The organism is Pseudomonas gingeri (assembly GCF_013385635.1).
Lineage (GTDB): Bacteria > Pseudomonadota > Gammaproteobacteria > Pseudomonadales > Pseudomonadaceae > Aquipseudomonas > Aquipseudomonas gingeri_A.
The window spans coordinates 1-16,303 of record NZ_JACAPR010000005.1 but is presented as its reverse complement, the minus strand read 5'-3'; the positions used below and the strand labels follow the sequence as shown (position 1 = coordinate 16,303).

At 62.8% G+C, this 16,303-nt stretch carries 16 protein-coding genes; 11 read left to right on the top strand and 5 right to left on the bottom strand.

The features are described from left to right. Positions 1–154: 154 nt before the first annotated feature. The gene (locus HX851_RS03955) at positions 155–793 is read left to right on the top strand and encodes a TetR/AcrR family transcriptional regulator (protein ID WP_177056160.1); all 639 of its coding nucleotides are present in this window, start codon (positions 155–157) and stop codon (positions 791–793) included. Between the two features lie 249 nt (positions 794–1,042). Here HX851_RS03955 and tauD read toward each other — a convergent pair whose 3' ends face one another. From tauD to tauA, 4 genes are all read right to left on the bottom strand, one after another. Further along, positions 1,043–1,876, bottom strand: coding sequence for a taurine dioxygenase (gene tauD / locus HX851_RS03950; RefSeq protein ID WP_177056161.1), 834 nt, complete (start codon positions 1,874–1,876; stop codon positions 1,043–1,045). Between the two features lie 64 nt (positions 1,877–1,940). Beyond that, a complete protein-coding gene (tauC, locus tag HX851_RS03945) occupies positions 1,941–2,771 on the bottom strand; it encodes a taurine ABC transporter permease TauC (RefSeq protein ID WP_177056162.1) in 831 nt (276 codons plus the stop codon). After that, a complete protein-coding gene (tauB, locus tag HX851_RS03940; RefSeq protein WP_177065106.1) occupies positions 2,768–3,562 on the bottom strand; it encodes a taurine ABC transporter ATP-binding subunit in 795 nt (264 codons plus the stop codon). The genes tauC and tauB overlap by 4 nt, the downstream gene beginning before the upstream one ends. Positions 3,563–3,609: 47 nt before the next feature. Beyond that, positions 3,610–4,587, bottom strand: a complete 978-nt coding sequence (tauA, locus tag HX851_RS03935; RefSeq protein ID WP_017125340.1) for a taurine ABC transporter substrate-binding protein — start codon at positions 4,585–4,587, stop codon at positions 3,610–3,612. Between the two features lie 682 nt (positions 4,588–5,269). Between tauA and HX851_RS03930 the strand changes: the two genes are divergently transcribed. The 9 genes from HX851_RS03930 (at position 5,270) to HX851_RS03890 (ending at position 13,421) form a co-directional block, all read left to right on the top strand. After that, positions 5,270–6,664 carry an OprD family porin gene (locus tag HX851_RS03930; RefSeq protein ID WP_177065104.1) on the top strand — a complete coding sequence of 465 codons (1,395 nt, stop codon included), beginning with the start codon at positions 5,270–5,272 and terminating at the stop codon, positions 6,662–6,664. A 320-nt stretch (positions 6,665–6,984) separates the two neighbouring features. Continuing rightward, positions 6,985–7,623, top strand: coding sequence for a peroxiredoxin (locus tag HX851_RS03925; RefSeq protein ID WP_177065102.1), 639 nt, complete (start codon positions 6,985–6,987; stop codon positions 7,621–7,623). Positions 7,624–7,918: 295 nt separating this feature from the next. Continuing rightward, positions 7,919–8,512, top strand: a complete 594-nt coding sequence (ssuE, locus tag HX851_RS03920; protein ID WP_042935066.1) for an NADPH-dependent FMN reductase — start codon at positions 7,919–7,921, stop codon at positions 8,510–8,512. A 94-nt stretch (positions 8,513–8,606) separates the two neighbouring features. Beyond that, a complete protein-coding gene (locus HX851_RS03915) occupies positions 8,607–9,572 on the top strand; it encodes a sulfonate ABC transporter substrate-binding protein (RefSeq protein WP_177056166.1) in 966 nt (321 codons plus the stop codon). Positions 9,573–9,597: 25 nt separating this feature from the next. After that, positions 9,598–10,746, top strand: a complete 1,149-nt coding sequence (ssuD, locus tag HX851_RS03910) for an FMNH2-dependent alkanesulfonate monooxygenase (RefSeq protein ID WP_177065100.1) — start codon at positions 9,598–9,600, stop codon at positions 10,744–10,746. Between the two features lie 9 nt (positions 10,747–10,755). Next, positions 10,756–11,547 (top strand): aliphatic sulfonate ABC transporter permease SsuC, encoded by a 792-nt coding sequence (gene ssuC, locus HX851_RS03905; RefSeq protein WP_177056168.1) that lies wholly within the window; start codon positions 10,756–10,758, stop codon positions 11,545–11,547. After that, positions 11,544–12,350: an aliphatic sulfonates ABC transporter ATP-binding protein gene (gene ssuB / locus HX851_RS03900; RefSeq protein ID WP_177056169.1), complete on the top strand. Its 807-nt coding sequence runs from the start codon at positions 11,544–11,546 to the stop codon at positions 12,348–12,350. The genes ssuC and ssuB overlap by 4 nt, the downstream gene beginning before the upstream one ends. Positions 12,351–12,391: 41 nt before the next feature. Beyond that, positions 12,392–12,607 (top strand): TOBE domain-containing protein, encoded by a 216-nt coding sequence (locus HX851_RS03895; RefSeq protein ID WP_062379390.1) that lies wholly within the window; start codon positions 12,392–12,394, stop codon positions 12,605–12,607. A gap of 517 nt (positions 12,608–13,124) precedes the next feature. Continuing rightward, positions 13,125–13,421: a DUF6124 family protein gene (locus HX851_RS03890; protein WP_177056170.1), complete on the top strand. Its 297-nt coding sequence runs from the start codon at positions 13,125–13,127 to the stop codon at positions 13,419–13,421. A 648-nt stretch (positions 13,422–14,069) separates the two neighbouring features. On the opposite strand, the gene HX851_RS03885 is transcribed toward HX851_RS03890, so the two are convergent. Next, positions 14,070–14,699, bottom strand: a complete 630-nt coding sequence (locus HX851_RS03885) for a helix-turn-helix transcriptional regulator (RefSeq protein WP_218173400.1) — start codon at positions 14,697–14,699, stop codon at positions 14,070–14,072. A gap of 129 nt (positions 14,700–14,828) precedes the next feature. On the opposite strand from HX851_RS03885, the gene HX851_RS45275 reads away from it, so the two are divergent. After that, the gene (locus HX851_RS45275; protein ID WP_177065096.1) at positions 14,829–16,280 is read left to right on the top strand and encodes an MFS transporter; all 1,452 of its coding nucleotides are present in this window, start codon (positions 14,829–14,831) and stop codon (positions 16,278–16,280) included. Positions 16,281–16,303 lie beyond the last annotated feature (23 nt).

Sequence of the window (16,303 nt, the reverse complement as noted above, 5' to 3'; positions counted from 1 at the left end):
CGCGCGGATCAGCAGCAAGCCGGCGCCTACACAGCGGCGCGCGGCACATTCGGCACGACACAAACCCTGTGGGAGCCGGCTTGCCGGCGAAGGCGTCCTCACAGACTCCACGGAACCTCGCGTACAATGCCCGCTGCCCTTGCCGGAGAACCCCATGACCCGCCCCGCCACCGCTCGCAAACCCCGTGCACGCAGCCAGGCGCGGATCGACTCGATCCTCGACGCCGCCCGCACCCTGCTTGCCGCCGAAGGCGTGGCCAGTCTGTCGATCTATAGCGTGGCCGAGCGTGCGCAGATACCACCGTCTTCGGTCTATCACTTCTTCGCCAGCGTCCCGGCGCTGCTCGAAGCCCTCACCGCCGATGTCCACGCAGCGTTCCGCGCCTGCCTGGAAGCACCGATCGACCATGCCGGCCTGGGCAGCTGGCGCGATCTGTCACGGCTGGTGGAGCAACGGATGTTGAGCATCTACAGCGAGGACGCCGCGGCGCGCCAGTTGATCCTCGCCCAGCACGGCCTGACGGAAGTCACCCAGGCCGACCGCCAGCACGATATCGAGCTGGGGGACCTGATGCACAAGCTGTTTATCCGCCACTTCGAGCTGCCGACGCTGCCGGGCGATGTCGATGTGTTTGCACTGGCGATGGAGTTGGGCGATCGGGTCTATGCGCGGTCGGTGCAGTTGCACGACCAGATCACCCCGCGCATGGCCGAGGAAGGCATGCGGGTGTTCGATGCGTATCTGGGGCTGTACCTGCCGCCGTACCTGCCCAAGCGCGAAATCCCGCTCTGACGGACATTGATCGTTCCCACGCTCCTGCGTGGGAATGCCTCACTGGACGCTCCGCGTCCGCTCTTGTGACGCGGAGCGTCACCGGGTGCATGCCCACGCGGAGCGTGGGAACGATCGGGATCCGGCCCTGCGAATCCCCCCCTTGCGGGAGCCGGCTTGCTGGCGATTCAGGCGACGCGGTGTTTCAGGCACACCGCATTATCGTTCATCGCCAGCAAGCCGGCTCCCACAGGGCTCGGGTTAAGGGACTCAGAACGGCGCGTCACCGAGAATTGTCGCCCGATGCATCACTCGCCGGTTCGGCCGGTAATCGTCCACCGCGTAATGCTGGGTCACGCGGTTGTCCCAGAATGCCACGTCATTTTCCTGCCAACGCCAGCGGATAGTGAATTCAGGGCGAGTGGCGTGGGCGAACAGCAGCTTGAGAATCGCCGCGCTTTCCGCCTCTTCCAGCTCGTTGATACGGGTGGTGAAGCCTTCGTTGACGAACAGCGCCTTGCGCCCGCTCACCGGGTGCGTACGAATCACCGGGTGGGACAGCGGCGGGTTCTTCTTGCGGGTTTCTTCCCAGCGCGCCAGGTCTTCGGCGGTGCTGCCGAAACGCTCCAGGGGGAACGACTTGGTGAAATCGTGGGTCGCCGTCAATCCGTCCAACAGCTGTTGCAAAGGCGCCGACAAAGCCTCGAACGCAGCAATCCCGCTGGCCCACAAGGTGTCACCACCATAGGCCGGCAACTGCTTGGCACTGAGCACCGCACCCAGCGCCGGGGTCGGCAGGAAGGTCACGTCGGTGTGCCAGATCGCGTTGTCGCGCACATCGGTCAATGCGGTGTCGAGGACCATCACCTCGGGCTGCTCCGGCACATTCGGATAGATCGGATGCACATGCAGATCACCGAAATTAGCCGCGAACGCCGCCTGCAGTTGCGGGTTCAGCGGCTGGTTGCGAAAGAACAGCACCTGGTACTTGAGCAACGCCTGTTCGATGACGTCACGCTGCTCGATGCTCAACGGCCGGTTCAACTCGATACCGTCGATCTGCGCACCGAGGGCGGCGCTCAGGGGGGTAATGGTCACGCTCATGGTCAGTCTCTTCAAATGCATGCCGGGCAGCCGGCTTATTCAACAGGCTGCGGTCTGTCTGTAGTCAGTGAGCCTGGCCGTGCCACGGCACCAGCTTGCGTTGCAGGGCGCGCAGGCCCATCTCCATGGCGAAGGCGATAAAGGCGATCACCAGAATCCCCAGCACCACCACATCGGTCACCAGGAACTGCGCCGCCGACTGGACCATGAAGCCCAGGCCGCTGGTGGCGGCGATCAGCTCGGCGGCGACCAGCGTCGACCAGCCGACCCCCAGTCCGATGCGCACACCGGTGAGAATGTCCGGCAAGGCGCTGGGCAGGATCACGTGGCGGATCAGTTGGGCCTTGGTCGCGCCCAGGGACAGCGCCGCCCGCAGCTTGGCCGGATCGACGGTGCGCACACCGGTGGCCGTCGCGATGGCGATCGGGGCAAAGATCGCCAGGTAGATCAGCAGCACTTTCGACAACTCGCCGATGCCGCACCAGATCACAATCAATGGCAGGTAGGCCAGCGGGGGAATCGGCCGGTAGAACTCGATCAGCGGATCGAGAATGCCCCGGGCAATGCGGTTGTGGCCGATGGCGATCCCCACCGGAATCGCCGTCAGCACGGCAACGCCCAGGGCCACGCCGATCCGCCCGAGGCTGGCACCGAGGTGCTGCCACAAGGTCGCATCCATATAGCCCCTGGTCGCCAGCAACCAGCCTTTTTCCAGCACCGCCGAAGGCGGCGGCAGAAACAGCGGCTCGATGACGCCGACCGCGGTAACGGCCCACCACAGCAGCACCAGGGTCAGCAGGGTCAGCACACTGATCCAGCGGGTGCTCAGGCTGCGCCGCGCCACGGGCGTACTCGGCTTGGCGGTCACGGCCACCGGCAATTCATAGCTGCTCATACGAACTCCTGCCGCGGCGCGGCGCTGCGTTGGGAGAACACACGGGCCAGCACATGCTCGCGGGTTTCGATAAAACGCGGATCGGACTTGATCGCCCGGGCGGACTCGCCGGCGCTGTAGCGCTGGCCGAAATCCAGGCTCAGGCGCTCGACGATCTGTCCCGGATCGGGCGCCAGCAGAACCAGGTCGGTGGCGAGAAAAACCGCTTCTTCAATATCGTGGGTAATCAGGAACACCGGCTTGGCGGTGCGCTTCCAGACTTGCAGCAACAACTCCTGCATCTGTTCGCGGGTAAAGGCATCGAGGGCGCCGAACGGCTCGTCCATCAGCAGCACCCGAGGGTCTGCCGCGAGGGCGCGGGCCAGGCCGACGCGCTGCTTCTGACCGCCGGACAACTGCCAGACGCGCCGGCTGTCGAAGCCGGCCAGATCGACCAGGGCGAGCATTTCCCGGGCGCGGCTTTCGCGTTGTGCCCGAGGCACGCCCGCCAGTTCCAGGCCGAAACCGACGTTGGCCAGCACGTCCTGCCAGGGCAGCAACGCATCGTCCTGGAACACCACGCCGCGCTCGGCGCTCGGACCCTTGACGGCCACACCGTCAAGGGTGATGCGCCCCGCGCTGGGCTCGACGAACCCGGCGATCAGGTTCAGCAAGGAGGTCTTGCCGCTACCCGACGGACCGAGGGCCACCAGCAGTTGCTGGGGCCCCAGGCTGAGGGAAATATCCCACAGCACCGGCTCGGCCGCACCGGGATACTGTGCGCTTATGCGCTCCAGCTGTAACAAGGCCATGGCGATGGGCTCCTCGGTCCCGGGTTGTTTGAATCAGGCTGCTTCAATCAGTTGGTAATGAACTTGGCACTGACATACGGGGCGTAGTCCGGCAGCACCGCTTCGACCTTGCCCTGCTCTTTCAGGAAGGCCGCGGTATCGGTAATGGCCTGGGCGGTCGGCTTGCCGAGCACGGTGACCTGGTCGGCCGCCAGCGGGTAGACGTTGCCTTGCAGCAGCAGCGGAATATCCGAAGCCTTGGCACCCGACAGCTTCACCAGCTTGTCGACGTTGCCTTTGTCAGCCAGCCAGGCCTGCGGGTCTTTGCGGTATTGCGCGTAGGCATCAAGCGTCACTTTGGCGAACGCCTTGACGATCTCCGGATGCTTCTCGGCGAAATCCTTGCGCACGATCCAGGCGTCGAAGGTCGGCGCGCCGAACTTGGCCAGCTCGCCGGAAGTGATCAGCACCTTGCCGTTTTCCTTGGCGACACCCAGCGCCGGATCCCAGACGTAGGTGGCATCGATATCACCACGCTTCCAGGCCGCGATGATGGCCGGTGGCGCGAGGTTGAGAATCTGTACTTTCGACGGATCGATATTCCAGTGCTTCAGCGCGGCCAGCAGGCTGTAGTGCCCGGTGGAGACAAAAGGCACGGCGACTTTCTTGCCGATCAGGTCCTGGGGCGAATTGATCCCGGAACCGTCGCGGGCCACCAGGGCTTCGGCGGCGCCGATCTGGGTGGCGATCAGGAAGGTCTCGACCGGTACCTTGCGGGTGATGGCCGCTGTCAGCGGGCTGGAACCGAGGTAGCCGATCTGCACGTCGCCCGAGGCAATGGCAGCAATGATGTCGGCGCCATTATCGAATTTGCGCCAGTCGATCTTGGCGTGGGTGGCTTTTTCATAGGAACCGTCGGCCTGAGCGACTTTCGCCGGGTCAACGGTGGTCTGGTAGGCCACGGTGACGTCGGCAGCCTGCGCAAACAAGCTCGCCCCGGCCAGGGACAACGCCGCCAGCAGGCGGAGTGGGGAATGCAGTTTCATGGGAGAAGCTCCTCAACGGGTGGCCGGGAGTCGGCGTGCTGAGAAGACTAAATGATCTAAGAATCTTAAAATAAATAACTTATTTGCATTAGCTTATGAGAGTAAATACGTTCGCAAAACCACGCGAAACGAGGGCTCGCGCCTCATCCCCGATACAATCGGATCGGCAACATTGCACTTTATGGTCTAGGGTTGACGGTTCGCCTTATCGGTCACGAGTTGAACCGAACGTCGGAATATGACAGCCCCATGGCAATCTTCATCTGACAAACGCCGTAATAAATTGACGGGAGTGGCAGCGTTTAGCCATGATTGCGTCGCCTTTTTGATCGCCAGTGACGTACGGAGGCCTTTCCTCGCGTCAAGGGTTCTAAAAAACAGGCAGCAAATACTTTTCAGGAATGAGCCCAGCGGTCGATAAGAACCCCAGGCTGTCGTATTCGGTGAAATACGTTATTCCTGAATCATCTGAAAAAGGACGAAACAATTCTTTTTGGATTTATGGCAAAGCCATTACCCTGCAAGGACCAAACAACAGCAGTTAGACCAAAGTCGTAGACATGGCTTGTTACGATTGACTTGCCAGTCACGATCTGGCGCTAATCGCGCAATCTGTGGCGCAAAAGGGGCGTAGATCCCGAGCCTAGACCTACAAAAATTAGAAATGAGAGGAGCAAGACCAATGAAGAAGTCCACTTTGGCCCTGGCTGTGGCCGTAGGGGTTCTGGCGCAGCAGGCAAGCGCCGCAGGTTTTATCGAAGACAGCAAGGCCACTCTGGGTCTGCGTAACTACTACATCAACACTGACAACCGTGACTCCGACGCTGGCACCGCCAAGGTCAAGGCCACCGGCGTTCAGAGCAAGAACGAAGAGTGGGGCCAAGGCTTCGACCTGCGCTTCATCTCCGGCTACACCCAAGGTACCGTCGGCTTCGGTATCGATGCCATCGGCCTGTTGGGCGTACGCCTGGACTCCGGTCGCGGCACCAACGGCGCGACCTCGACTTCCTACGGCGGCACCGTGTTCCCGAGCGAGTCGAACGGCAAAGCCGTCAACGACTTCTCCAGCCTAGGCCTGACCGGCAAGGTCAAGGTTTCGCAGACCGAACTGAAGATCGGTACCCTGCAACCCAACAACCCGGTCATCAAATACAACGATGGTCGTCTGCTGCCACAAACCTTCCAGGGCGGCCAGATCACCTCGAACGAAATCAAAGACCTGACCCTGACTGCCGGTCAGATCGAGCACGCCAAGGGTCGTAACTCCAGCAACACCGAAGGCCTGTCCATTGCCGGTGCGAACAGCCCGACTGCAACTGGTCGCCGCAGCAACAAGTTCTACTACGGCGGTGCCGACTACAAGATCACCAAGGATCTGGTCGCTTCGTACTACTACGGTGAGCTGAAAGATTTCTACTCGCAGAACTTCCTGGGCCTGGTGCACAACTGGTCCATCGGTCCTGGCGTGCTGAAAAGCGACCTGCGTTACTACCGCAGTCGCGACAACGGCGCGAACGGCGACACCTCGGCGTACTTCACCAGCGGCTACTACGACGACAAGAGCTTTGCCACTAACACCAAGGGCAAAGTCGACAACGATCTGTACAGCTACCTGGCCCTGTACTCGGTTGAAGGCCACACCTTCGGTGCCGGTTACCAGTACAGCAAGGGCGACAGCGATTTCCCTTGGCTGAACCAGGGTGACGGTTCGTCGAACAGCACCATCACCGACATGCAGATCCAGAAGTTCGCCCGTGCCGGCGAGCGTACCTGGCAAGCTCGCTACGCTTATGACTTCGCCAAGGTCGGTGTACCTGGCCTAACCGCCGGTATCATCTACCTGCGCGGCAACAACATCGACACCGCTGGTAACGTCGGCACCGCTCAAACCCGTACTCTGGGCACCGGTGGCACCGAGTGGGAACGCGACCTGACCCTGGCTTACGTGGTACCGCAAGGCACCTTCAAGAACCTGGGTTTCGCCTGGAAAAACGCCATGTGGCGTAACGACATTCCAGGTCAGCGCGACCAGGACGAAAACCGCCTGATCGTCAGCTACTCGATCCCGCTGCTGTAAGCGCGTGATCGTCTAGATCCAAGATCCACACTCAGCCCGGCGCAATGCCGGGCTGAGTGCTTCACGTCTTGCATACAACTACCTTTTCAGCTTCGGCCTCACGCCAACCAGCCACATCCCGGCGTTCGGCACTCCACTGATTTACATCCCCTTAGCCCTCTCACAAGCTGTGGACAAGAGTGCTCCTGGCCGTGCCCGGCGTCCAATGAAGATGTTTTTAATATTTCTTAATCTTCTAAACAAATCGATATTTATTCTTTTTAAATAAATCCGCCAACAGGCACAGTAAGGCCATCAGACCTTCACCCAAGGAGCAGCACATGAGCCTCAGACTCGGCGACATCGCCCCCGACTTCGAACAGGATTCCAGCGCCGGCAAGATTCGTTTCCACGAGTGGCTCGGTGACAGCTGGGGCGTGCTGTTTTCCCATCCGGCGGACTTCACCCCGGTGTGCACCACCGAGCTGGGCTTCACCGCCAAGCTCAAGGACGAGTTCGCCCAGCGCGGCGTCAAGGCTATCGCCCTGTCAGTGGACCCGGTGGACTCGCACCACAAGTGGATCGAAGACATCAACGAGACCCAGAACACCCTCGTCAACTTCCCGATCCTGGCCGATGCCGACCGCAAGGTTTCGGACCTGTATGACCTGATCCACCCGAACGCCAACGACACCCTCACCGTACGCTCGCTGTTCGTGATCGATCCGAACAAGAAGATCCGGTTGACCATCACCTACCCGGCGAGCACCGGGCGCAATTTCCACGAGATCCTGCGGGTGATCGACTCGCTGCAGTTGACCGACAACTACAAGGTCGCCACGCCCGCCAACTGGCAGGACGGCGATGAGGTGGTGATCGTGCCGTCGCTCAAGGACGAAGAGGAAATCAAGAAACGCTTCCCGAAAGGCTATCGCGCGGTAAAACCCTACCTGCGCCTGACGCCGCAGCCCAACCGCTGAAAGGCCCGCCACAAGGGGCTGGCGCGATCCCGCCTGATCGTTCCCACGCTCCGCGTGGGAATGCCTCCCCGGACGCTCCGCGTCCAGCTGTCACCGAATCACAAAGCAGGGGTTTTAAGGCCGTTTCGACGGCCTATTTTTTTGCCTGGAATAATCCTGGCCATATATGCATTTAAAGAATAAACAAATGAATAAATAAGATTTATGGATATATAAATTGACTGGTAAGGTCTGTCCAACTTAAGCGAGATCGCACGCCGCGAATCGCCGCCACACGTTTTGAGGAAAGACCTTCATGCTGGTCGTGACACTCGGAGGAAGCCCCAGCCAGCGATCGCGCTCCGGGGTATTGCTGGACTACGCCAAACGCTGGCTCAACCAGCAAGGCATCGAAGTCGTGAGCTACCAGATCCGCGATTTCAACGCCGAAGACCTGCTCCACGCACGCTTTGGCAGCCCGCAGATCGTCGACCTGCTGCAACAGATTGAAAACGCCGATGGCCTGGTGATCGCCACGCCGGTGTACAAGGCCTCGTTCTCCGGTGCCCTGAAGACCCTGCTCGACCTGCTGCCCGAACGCGCCCTGAGCCACAAGGTGGTGCTGCCCATGGCCACCGGCGGCAGCATCGCCCACATGCTCGCCGTGGACTACGCGCTCAAGCCGGTCCTGGCCGCGCTGAAGGCACAGGAAATGCTCCACGGCATCTTCGCCGAGGACAGCCAGATCGCCTATGGCGAAGGCAGCGCGCAAGCGCAACTGGTGCCGGTACTGGAACAACGCCTGAGCGAGGCCCTGGAGCAGTTCCACAGCGCCCTCGCGCGCCGCCCCAAGCCCCTGGACCCGACACTGCTGAATGATCGCCTGCTGAGTGCTCGCTGGAGCATCTGAGCCGTTTCACCCGACATTAGATGTACTGGCCTTACTCGCCCGCCAACGGGCAAGCAGGTGCAGCCAAAACCCTCACTGCAAAAAGGAGAGCGCCATGCGCACTGTCATTTTGCGTCGCGGTCTGGTCGCTCTGTTTGCTGCGGCTGTCACCTTCGGCGCCATTACTCAAGCTCAAGCCGATTCGATCCGCATCGGCTATCAGAAATACGGCACCCTGGTGCTGCTCAAGGCCAAGGGCACCCTGGAAAAACGCCTCGCCGCCCAGGGCGTCCAGGTGCAATGGACCGAGTTCCCCGGCGGCCCGCAACTGCTCGAAGGGCTGAATGTCGGCTCCATCGACTTCGGCGTCACCGGTGAAACCCCGCCGGTCTTCGCCCAGGCCGCCGGTGCCGACCTGCTCTATGTCGCCTCGGAGCCACCGGCCCCGACCAGCGAAGCGATCCTGGTGCCCAAGGACTCGCCGATCAAATCGGTGCAGGAGCTCAAGGGCAAGAAAGTCGCCCTCAACAAAGGCTCCAACGTCCACTACCTGCTGGTCCGTGCCCTCGAAGACGCCGGCCTCAAGTACAGCGATATCGAGACCGTCTACCTGCCGCCGGCCGATGCCCGCGCCGCTTTCGAGCGTGGCAGCGTCGACGCCTGGGTGATCTGGGACCCGTACCAGGCCGCCGCCGAACAACAGCTCAAGGCCCGCACCCTGCGTGACGGTACCGGCCTGGTGGACAACAACCAGTTCTACCTGGCGACCAAACCCTACGCGGAAAAACACCCGCAAGTGATCAAGACCCTGGTGGAGGAAGTCCGCGCCGTGGGCGACTGGTCCAAGGCCAATCCCCAGGAGGTGACCGCCCAGGTGGCACCGCTGCTCGGCCTGCCCGCCGACATCACCCTGATCTCGGTGAAGCGCCAGGGTTACGGCGCGCAGTTCCTCACCCCCGAGGTGATCGCCGCGCAACAGAAAATCGCCGACAGCTTCTACCAGCTCAAGCTGATTCCCAAGCCGCTGAGCATCAAGGACGTGATCTGGACCCCACCGGCCGCCGTTGCCACCGCACCTTGAACCGTATTCCTTAGGAGACAACTCCATGAGCCTCAATATTTTCTGGTTCCTGCCTACCCACGGCGACGGCCATTACCTTGGCACCGCCGAAGGCGCTCGCGCCGTCGACCACGGCTATCTGCAGCAAGTGGCCCAGGCGGCCGACCGCCTCGGTTTCGGCGGCGTGCTGATCCCCACCGGGCGCTCCTGCGAGGACTCCTGGCTGGTGGCCGCGTCACTGATCCCGGTGACCCAACGCCTGAAGTTCCTCGTTGCCCTGCGCCCCGGGATCATTTCCCCAACGGTGGCGGCGCGCCAGGCCGCGACCCTCGACCGACTGTCCGGTGGCCGCGCGCTGTTCAACCTGGTGACCGGCGGCGACCCGGACGAACTGGCCGGTGACGGCCTGTTCCTCAGCCACGAAGAGCGCTACCAGGCCTCGGTGGAATTCACCCGTATCTGGCGCCGCGTACTGGAAGGCGAGACCGTCGACTACGATGGCCAGCACATCAGCGTCAAAGGCGCCAAGCTGCTCTATCCGCCGATCCAGCAACCGCGTCCGCCGCTGTACTTCGGAGGCTCCTCGGAAGCCGCCCAGGACCTCGCCGCCGAACAGGTGGAAATGGTCCTGACCTGGGGCGAACCGCCGGCCGCCGTCGCCGAGAAGATCGAACAGGTGCGGGCCAAGGCGGCCAAGCTCGGGCGTACCGTGCGCTTCGGTATCCGCCTGCATGTGATCGTTCGCGAGACCAATGCCGAAGCCTGGCAGGCCGCTGACAAACTCATCTCCCACCTGGACGACGAGACCATCGCCCGCGCGCAGAAATCCCTGGCGCGCTTCGACTCCGTCGGCCAGCAACGCATGGCCGCCCTGCACGGCGGCAGTCGCGACAACCTGGAAGTCAGCCCGAACCTCTGGGCCGGTGTCGGCCTGGTGCGTGGCGGTGCCGGTACCGCGCTGGTGGGTGACGGCCCGACGGTGGCGGCACGGGTCAAGGAATACGCGGACCTGGGCATCGACACCTTTATCTTCTCCGGTTATCCGCACCTGGAAGAGTCGTACCGGGTCGCCGAGCTGCTGTTCCCGCACCTGGATATCGAACGCCCGGAACTGCCGAAAAGCGCCGGCTACGTCAGCCCCTTCGGTGAGATGGTCGCCAACGACATCCTGCCCAAAGCAGCGTCCCAGAGCTGAGGCCGTGCCATGACGACCCTGACCAAAATCACCCACAGGCTCGCGCCCTGGGCCTTGCCGGTGCTGTTGCTGGCGGTGTGGCAGCTGTCGGTCTCGGCCGGCTGGCTGTCGACCCGGATCCTGCCCGCGCCAAGCGCCGTGATCGAAGCCGGCGTCGCGCTGGTGCAGAGCGGCGATATCTGGAAACACCTGGCCATCAGCGGCTGGCGTGCCGGTATCGGCTTTGCCATCGGCGGCGGTATCGGCCTGGCCCTGGGCTTTATCACCGGCCTGTCGAAATGGGGTGAACGCCTGCTCGACAGCTCGGTGCAGATGATCCGCAACGTGCCGCACCTGGCGTTGATCCCGCTGGTGATCCTGTGGTTCGGCATCGACGAGTCGGCGAAGATTTTCCTGGTGGCCCTGGGCACCCTGTTCCCGATCTACCTCAACACCTACCACGGCATCCGCAACGTCGATCCGGCCCTGGTGGAAATGGCCCGCAGCTACGGCCTGTCCGGCTTCGGCCTGTTCCGCCAGGTGATCCTGCCGGGCGCGCTGCCGTCGATCCTGGTGGGCGTGCGCTTCGCCCTGGGCTTCATGTGGCTGACGCTGATCGTCGCCGAAACCATCTCGGCCAGCTCCGGTATCGGCTACCTGGCGATGAACGCCCGGGAGTTCCTGCAGACCGACGTGGTGGTCCTGGCCATCGTACTCTACGCCGTGCTCGGCAAACTGGCCGACCTCGCGGCACGGGGCCTGGAACGCGTCTGGTTGCGCTGGCACCCGGCGTATCAAGTGGCCAAAGGCGGTGGCGCATGACAGCTCAACAACCTCCACGCCTGCTGCGCGGTATTCCGCTGGCGGTGCGCAAGTTGCAAAAGACCTTTGGCGAACGCCAGGTACTGCGCGAGATCGACCTGCATATCCCGGCCGGGCAGTTTGTCGCCGTGGTCGGTCGCAGTGGCTGCGGCAAGAGCACCCTGCTGCGCTTGCTGGCCGGCCTCGACCAACCCACCGGCGGCGAGTTGCTGGCCGGTTCCGCGGCGCTGAGCGAAGCACGCGAGGACACCCGGCTGATGTTCCAGGAAGCGCGATTACTGCCCTGGAAAAAAGTCATCGACAACGTCGGCCTCGGCCTCAAGGGCAACTGGCGGCCACAGGCCCTGCAAGCCCTGGAAGCGGTCGGCCTGGCGGACCGCGCCAATGAATGGCCGGCGGCCTTGTCCGGCGGCCAGAAACAGCGCGTGGCCCTGGCCCGTGCGCTGATTCACCAACCGCGCCTGCTGCTGCTCGACGAACCGCTGGGGGCGCTGGACGCCCTGACCCGGATCGAAATGCAGCAACTGATCGAGCGCCTCTGGCAGCAGCATGGTTTCACCGTGTTGCTGGTGACCCACGACGTCAGCGAAGCCGTGGCCATCGCCGATCGGGTGATCCTGATCGAAGACGGCGAGATCGGCCTCGACCTCCACGTCGAACTGCCGCGCCCCCGGGTACGGGGCTCCCATCGCCTGGCGGCGCTGGAAACCGAAGTGTTGAACCGGGTGCTGTCGCTGCCTGGCGTACCGCCCGAGCCGGAACCTGTTTCACCCTTGCCCACGCAGTTGCGTTGGGCGCTGTAATCCATGCCTTGCCTACTCAATCAATGACAGGAATCAACGCCATGACCATCAAAGCCATCAACGTCCGCAACCAGTTCAAGGGCACCATCAAGGAAATCGTCACCGGCGACGTACTGTCGGAAATCGACGTACAGACTGCTTCGGGCATCGTCACCTCGGTGATCACCACCCGTTCGGTGAAAGAGCTTGAGCTGGTCGTCGGCAGCGAAGTGATCGCCTTCGTGAAATCCACCGAGGTATCCATCGCCAAGCTGTAAGCGATGGGCACACATGATTGTGAGCCTACCCCTTGTGGCGAGCGGGCTTGCCCGCGCTCGGCTGCGCAGCAGCCGCAAAACCAGACACCTTGTTCTGCCTGACACACCGTGATCACTGGTTTTGGGAGCGCTTCGCGCTCCAGCGCGGGCAAGCCCGCTCGCCACAAGGAAGTGCTCTACGCACCACCTGAGGACGATTCCCTTTCCCTTGCGTGAACTTTCCTAGAAAATCCTTTCGGCTTGCGCCTGCCACTCTTCGGCACCTAGGCTTGGTCCTGTCACTGCAAAAAACAGTGATCGGGTTTGGTAGCCCGAGATCAATCAAGGCGCATGGCGCCACCGAGTCGCTTTTCCGTTGGCGTTTTTTATTGCCCATGGTTTTCGTCTATGGCGGCTCTGCGCAGGGCACTTTCGAGTGCGCTGGGTTCCTTGATTCCCGGTCTACCAACCTGCGTATAGCCGCCACCCTCATCGTTTGGTAGCGATCAGTGTCGGCTCCATCAATCGAGGAGTTGTCATGAAAAAAATCGTTCCTGACCCACCGTTACAAAGTGTCTCTTTTGCAGACGCAGAGGCCACCGAACGCGCCTTCGCCCACTATGAGTTGCCGCGACATCCCATGCGCAAAACGCCCCTGCCGAACACCGAAGACATCCTGAACAATCTTGATTCGATCCTGCGCTCAGCGGCCGCTACGGCTTACGAATCCGCCGACCAACTCAGCGGTACGCCGCGCCAACTGGCGATGGCCTCGGTGCATCTGATCGAGTTGGCGCAGAGCCAGGTGGATGGATTGCTCGCGCAACAGTATTGATACGCTGAACATGCTCCGCGCGCAGATGCGGATTTGCCTCAATTCTGAACGTGCCGCAAAAACCTGTAGGCGCCGGCTTGCCGGCGATGGCGTCGTGAAGATCGCTAAAAGCTTCGCGGGCAAGCTCTGTTCCTACAGGTTTTTGCGGCGTTCACAGTGATCGTCCCCACGCGCAGCAAAGGAAGACCTCACTGGACGCTCCGCGTCCGCTTCAAAGCTTCGCGGCGGCGCGGCGATCCGACAAGTCCGCTCCACCGCGTCACGGCTGCATGCCCACGCGGGAACGTGGGAGCGATCCAGCGCTGGTCGTCGGCAGTGAAGTGATCGCCTTCGTGAAATCCACCGAGGTATCCATCGCCAGCTGTAAGCGATGGGCACACATGATTGTGGGCCTACCCCTTGTGGCGAGCGGGCTTGCCCGCGCTCGGCTGCGCAGCAGCCGCAAAACCAGACACCTTGTTCTGCCTGACACACCGTGATCACTGGTTTTGGGAGCGCTTCGCGCTCCAGCGCGGGCAAGCCCGCTCGCCACAAGGAAGTGCTCTGCGCACCACCTGAGGACGATTCCCTTTCCCTTGCGTGAACTTTCCTAGAAAATCCTTTCGGCTTGCGCCTGCCACCCTTTGGGGTTCAGGAATGATCCCCGCCTCAAACCGCAGTGATGCGATAAGCGCAACGCCGTGCCCCCAGCAAGATGTGCTCGACCCGCTCGACCCTGGCCCGCAGCACTTGCTCGAACACCTGCAATTCGGCCCGGCAGAAGCCTTGGCAGGCGGTCGCCGCGGCACAGATCGGGCAGTGGTTTTCCACCAGTACCAAGGCACCATCGGGCTGTTCGCTGTACTCGGCCATATAGCCCTCGCGCCCCCGCAACGCCACCAGGCGTTCGACCCGCGCCTTGAGGTCTGCGGCACCGTCCATCTCGCGCTGGTACAGCGCCAGGGTCTGCTGCTCGCGAACTCCGATCAGACGCTCGATGGCGTCCTCGCCGAACGTCTCGCGCACGGTCTGCAGCAACTGCACCGTCAGTTCCGAATGACCATCGGGAAACCGCGCATGACCGGCCGCCGTCAGTTGCCAGACCTGGGTCGGGCGCCCCACGCCACGGGCTTCGGAACGCGCTTCCACCAGCCCGCTCGCCGCCAGCTTCACACACTGTTGGCGCACCGCTTCACCCGTGGTACCGAGGATCACCCCCGCCTCGCCAGCCAGTTGCGGTCCGCGGGTCTTGAGCAGGTGCAACAGACGATCCGCCGGGGACGCCGTCGAATATTCCAAGTCATTTCTTGACAAACTAAATCGCCTCGCCGCAATATTCAAAGCATCTACTTGGCAAATTAACTCAAGCGTGACGCCGACGCAATTCGCCGACTTGCGCGCGGCGACGGCAGCCACAGGGAACCGCCCATGCACACCCAGGAAAGCAGTTGGGGAGAATTACTCTCCGGCAAGAACGCCGCCCGCTCCATCGCCCTTTCCGGCGGTATCGCGCTGTATGCGACCAACACCTATATCGCCACCACCATCCTGCCGTCAGTGGTTACGGAGATCGGCGGCTTGGGGCTCTACGCCTGGAACACCACGCTGTATGTGGTCGCCTCGATCCTCGGCTCCGCCCTCACCGCCAAACTCCTGCGCAGCACCGGGCCGCGCCTGGCCTACGCCACGGCGGCACTGGTGTTCATGCTCGGCGGGCTGATCTGCGCCCTGGCGCCGAGCATGCCGGTAATGCTCGCGGGACGCTCGCTGCAGGGCCTTGGCGGCGGACTGCTGCTCGCCCTGTGCTACTCGATGATCCAACTGATCTTCGAAGAGCGCCTGTGGCCCCGGGCAATGGCCTTGATCTCCGGCATGTGGGGCGTGGCGACACTGGTCGGGCCGGCCGTCGGCGGGGTCTTCGCGCAGATGGATGCCTGGCGTTTCGCCTTTGGCTCGATGGTGCCCGTGAGCCTGGCGTACATCGTGCTCACCAGCAACGTGCTGCCCCGGCGCGAGGCCAGCCGCCCCGCCACCGTGCGCTTGCCCGTGCCGCAGTTGATCCTGCTGGCCGCCGCCGTGCTGGCGGTGTGTGCCGGCAGTGTCTCGACGCTGCCGAGCTGGAACCTGCTGGGCATTGCCGCCTGCATGGTGCTGGTGGTGGCGCTGATCCGCGTTGAATCCACGGCGGTGATCCGCCTGTTGCCCGAAGGTGCGTTTCATCTCGGTACGCCGCTCTGCGCGCTCTACGCCACCACGAGCCTGCTGGTGATCGGCATGAGCAGCGATATCTTCATGCCGTATTTCCTGCAGCACCTGCACGGCCAGTCACCACTGATCGCCGGCTACATGACCGCATTGATGGCCGCGGGCTGGACCGTGGCGGAAATCACCAGCTCCGGCTGGACCGGACGCAATGTGCAGCGAGCGATCATCAGCGGGCCGGTGATTGTCCTGACCGGCCTGGTGATCCTGGCGTTGACCACGCCCCTGATCGACCTGGGCAACCGGATACTGCTGGCGGCGATCTGTCTCGGGCTGACCCTGGTCGGTTTCGGCATCGGCGTGGGCTGGCCGCATCTGCTGACCCGTCTGCTGCAGATGGCCTCGGCGCAGGACCAGGATGCCGCGGCCTCGTCGATCACCACCGTGCAACTGTTCGCCATGGCGCTCGGCGCGGCGCTGGCGGGGGTGATCGCCAATATGGCCGGTATCAGCGAAGTGACGGGAACCGAAGGCACGGCCAGCGCGGCGCGCTGGTTGTTCGCGGTGTTTACCCTGGCGCCGCTGCTGGCGATCGTCACTGCGGTGCGCTCGACCCGGGGCCGACCGGCGGAGGCGATGCCTGAAAGTGAGACGGCACAAACACCGCACCCCCTGTAGGCGCTGGCTTGCCAGCGATGGGG